The sequence below is a fragment of the Candidatus Dadabacteria bacterium genome (assembly GCA_026706695.1).
GTDB lineage: Bacteria > Desulfobacterota_D > UBA1144 > Nemesobacterales > Nemesobacteraceae > Nemesobacter.
In genome coordinates, this window is sequence record JAPOYE010000018.1 from 1 (window position 1) to 3,248 (window position 3,248).

Below are 3,248 nucleotides of genomic sequence, written 5' to 3' on the forward strand. Positions count from 1 at the left end.
TGGGAGAAGCTCCAACCATTTTTAGACAGCGTTTAATAAAGTCTATATAGCCCCAAAAATTTTTTGTTGAAAACCTGTTTTCTTTCTGTAATATAGTCCTTCCCTCGATTTGGGATTTAGCGGTTTTTTTCCGTTTTTTCATTTGACATACGTCCGTTATTAAGCTTATAATAATCGGATTACCCAAATTTTGGGAGAGGATGATTTTATGCCTACGATAAGCCAGTTGCTTAACAAGGGAAGAGAGACGGTTAAGAAGAAAAGCAAGGCCCGAGCTCTTCAGAGATGTCCCCAGCGGAGAGGGGTTTGCGTGAGGGTTTACACAACCACTCCAAAAAAACCTAACTCCGCGCTTAGGAAGGTCGCTAGGATAAGGCTTACAAACGGCATAGAGGTCACAGGATACATACCCGGAGAAGGACACACGCTACAGGAGCACTCCGTTGTGCTCGTCAGGGGGGGCAGGGTGAAAGATCTTCCCGGAGTGAGATACCACATAGTCAGGGGAACTCTTGACTCAACTGGAGTTGAGAACAGAAGAAACGGGAGATCCAAGTACGGAGCCAAAAAGCCTAAGTAACGGGCGGGAAGCAGCAAATGCCGAGAAAAGGTAGGGTAGCAAGAAGAAAACTGGCTCCGGATTCCAGAACTGGAGATCCGTTAGTCGCCAAGTTTATAAACAGCCTGATGTATGACGGCAAGAAGAGCAAGGCGGAAAAAATCTTCTACGATTCTCTCGACAGAATAAGCGAAAAAACCGGAAAAGACCCGCTTGAAGTCTTTCACGATGCTCTTGACAAGGTGAAGCCCTCGGTCGAGGTAAGGTCAAGACGCGTCGGCGGAGCTAACTACCAGGTTCCCATGGAAGTGAGTTCCTTCAGAAGGCAGTCCCTTGGGATCAGATGGCTCATAAATTCCTCCCGCTCAAGATCAGAAAAATCGATGGTAGACAAGCTTTCTTCGGAAATAATTGACGCCCATAACAACAGGGGCAACGCCGTGAAGAAGAAAGAAGATGTTCACAGAATGGCCGAGGCCAACAGGGCCTTTGCCCACTACAGGTGGTAATTCCCCGGAGGATTAAGGTGTCAGAACAGATATTCCCCATAGACAGGGTGAGAAACATCGGAATTGTTGCTCACATAGATGCTGGAAAGACCACCACTACTGAAAGAATACTTTTCTATACTGGCATAACCTACAAAATCGGCGAGGTGCACGAAGGCGCGGCGACCATGGACTGGATGGAGCAGGAGCGCGAAAGGGGCATCACCATTACTTCCGCTACCACTACGTGTTTCTGGAAAGACTGCAGGATAAACATCATAGATACTCCCGGCCACGTTGATTTCACCATAGAGGTTGAAAGATCGCTCAAGGTGCTCGACGGAGCAGTGGTTGTGTTTGACTGCGTCGGAGGAGTCGAACCTCAGACCGAGACGGTTTGGGGACAGGCCGACCGGTATTCAGTTCCAAGAATGTGTTTTGTGAACAAGATGGACAGGGTCGGGGCGGATTTCTACAAGGTCGTGGACCAGATAATTGAAAGGCTTAACGCCAATCCCGTGTGTCTTCAGATTCCCTGGTTTGACGGCGACGACTTCACCGGAATAGTTGACCTGATAAGGATGAAAATGGCGGTCTGGGACGGGGAGAGCCTTGGGGCCAAGTTTGAATTCATAGATATTCCCGAGGACACCAAGGAGCAGGCGGCCGAGTACAGGGAGAAACTTATAGAAGCCCTCTCGGATAACGACGAGGAGATAATGGAGCTTTATCTCGACGGGGAGGATATCCCCGAAGAGATGATCCGGAAATCCATAAGACGACAGACAATCGACGCGACCATAGTCCCGGTTATGCTGGGATCGGCTTTTAAGAACAAGGGAGTGCAGCTCCTGCTTGACGCCGTTGTGGAATACATGCCTGCTCCCGTGGATCTGCCACCGGTAAAAGGCATTCATCCCAAAACCGATGAGGAAGTCGAAAGAACCCCCGACAAAGAAGAGCCCTTCTCCGCGCTTGCGTTTAAGATCATGTCGGACCCGTTCGTCGGCCAGCTTACCTACCTTCGGGTTTATTCAGGCAAACTGAAATCAGGTACCACCGTCTACAATTCATCCAATCTTAAAAACGAAAAAATCGGAAGACTTCTTCGCATGCACGCGGAAAAACGCGAGGATATAAAAGAGGTTGAGGCCGGTGGTATAGCGGCCGCGGTTGGGCTTAAGAACACTCTTACGGGCGATACCCTGTGCTCGGATTCAAAACCCGTGATACTTGAGAGTCTTCATATCTCGGATCCGGTAATTTCGATTGCAATAGAACCTAAGTCAAACGCCGACCAGGAGAGACTCGGTCTCTCGCTTAGCAAGCTTGCAATGGAGGATCCTTCCTTCAAGGTGAAAACCGATGAGGAGACCCGTCAGACGGTGATTTCCGGCATGGGGGAGCTTCACCTTGAGATAATCGTCGACAGGCTTAAAAGGGAATTCAAGGTCGATGCGAATGTAGGGAGGCCTCAGGTTGCTTACAGGGAGACGATAACCGGCACTTCTCAAACCGAAGGGAAGTACATAAGACAGACCGGTGGGCGTGGTCAGTACGGCCACGTGAAGATAAGGGTGGAGCCTCTTGAGAGGGGTGAAGGATTTCAGTTCAACGATCAGATAAAGGGAGGGGTGATTCCCAAGGAGTTTATTCCCGCGGTGGAGAAAGGAATAGTCGAGGCCATGGATACTGGAGTTGTCTCCGGGTATCCGGTCGTCGATGTGGCGGTCACTCTTTACGACGGTTCTTTTCACGATGTCGATTCCTCGGAGATCGCTTTTAAGATCGCCGGTTCCATGGCATTTAAGGAGGCGATTCATAAATCTTCCCCGGTTGTACTTGAGCCCGTAATGAAGCTTGAGGTGGTTGTTCCCGAAGCTCACATGGGAACTGTCATAGGTGATCTGAGTTCAAGGCGCGGAAGAGTAAGCAGTACGGAAATGAGAGGTGCTATGCAGGCGGTAAAAGCGGAAGTTCCGCTTGGCGAAATGTTCGGTTACGCGACCCACTTAAGGTCAATGACCGAAGGCAGGGGATTGTTCACTATGGAATTTTCCCATTATTTCGCCCTGCCCGCCAACATAGCCGAAGAGTTAAAACAGGCAGCCAATGTCAGCTGATATTTTTATGTTCTTTTTAACAAGGAGGTCAACGAGAAATGTCTAAGGCGAAGTTTGAGAGGGGGAAGCCGCATTTAA

At 49.4% G+C, this 3,248-nt stretch carries 3 protein-coding genes; all 3 read left to right on the forward strand.

Translation table 11 applies throughout. From position 1 onward, the window contains the following. Positions 1 to 208 precede the first annotated feature (208 nt). The 3 genes from rpsL to fusA are packed head-to-tail and all read left to right on the forward strand — an operon-like array spanning position 209 to position 3,170. A complete protein-coding gene (gene rpsL / locus OXG10_01725) occupies positions 209 to 580 on the forward strand; it encodes a 30S ribosomal protein S12 (GenBank protein ID MCY3826087.1) in 372 nt (123 codons plus the stop codon). A gap of 17 nt (positions 581 to 597) precedes the next feature. Then, entirely contained in the window at positions 598 to 1,068 is a 471-nt protein-coding gene (rpsG, locus tag OXG10_01730) for a 30S ribosomal protein S7 (GenBank protein MCY3826088.1), read from the forward strand. Positions 1,069 to 1,085: 17 nt separating this feature from the next. After that, entirely contained in the window at positions 1,086 to 3,170 is a 2,085-nt protein-coding gene (gene fusA, locus OXG10_01735; protein MCY3826089.1) for an elongation factor G, read from the forward strand. Positions 3,171 to 3,248 lie beyond the last annotated feature (78 nt).

What these genes read in the sequence shown, in the direction of transcription:
- rpsG (MCY3826088.1), top strand. Translation starts at nt 598, where the DNA reads ATGCCGAGAAAAGGTAGGGTAGCAAGAAGAAAACTGGCTCCGGATTCC.
- rpsL (MCY3826087.1), top strand. Translation starts at nt 209, where the DNA reads ATGCCTACGATAAGCCAGTTGCTTAACAAGGGAAGAGAGACGGTTAAG.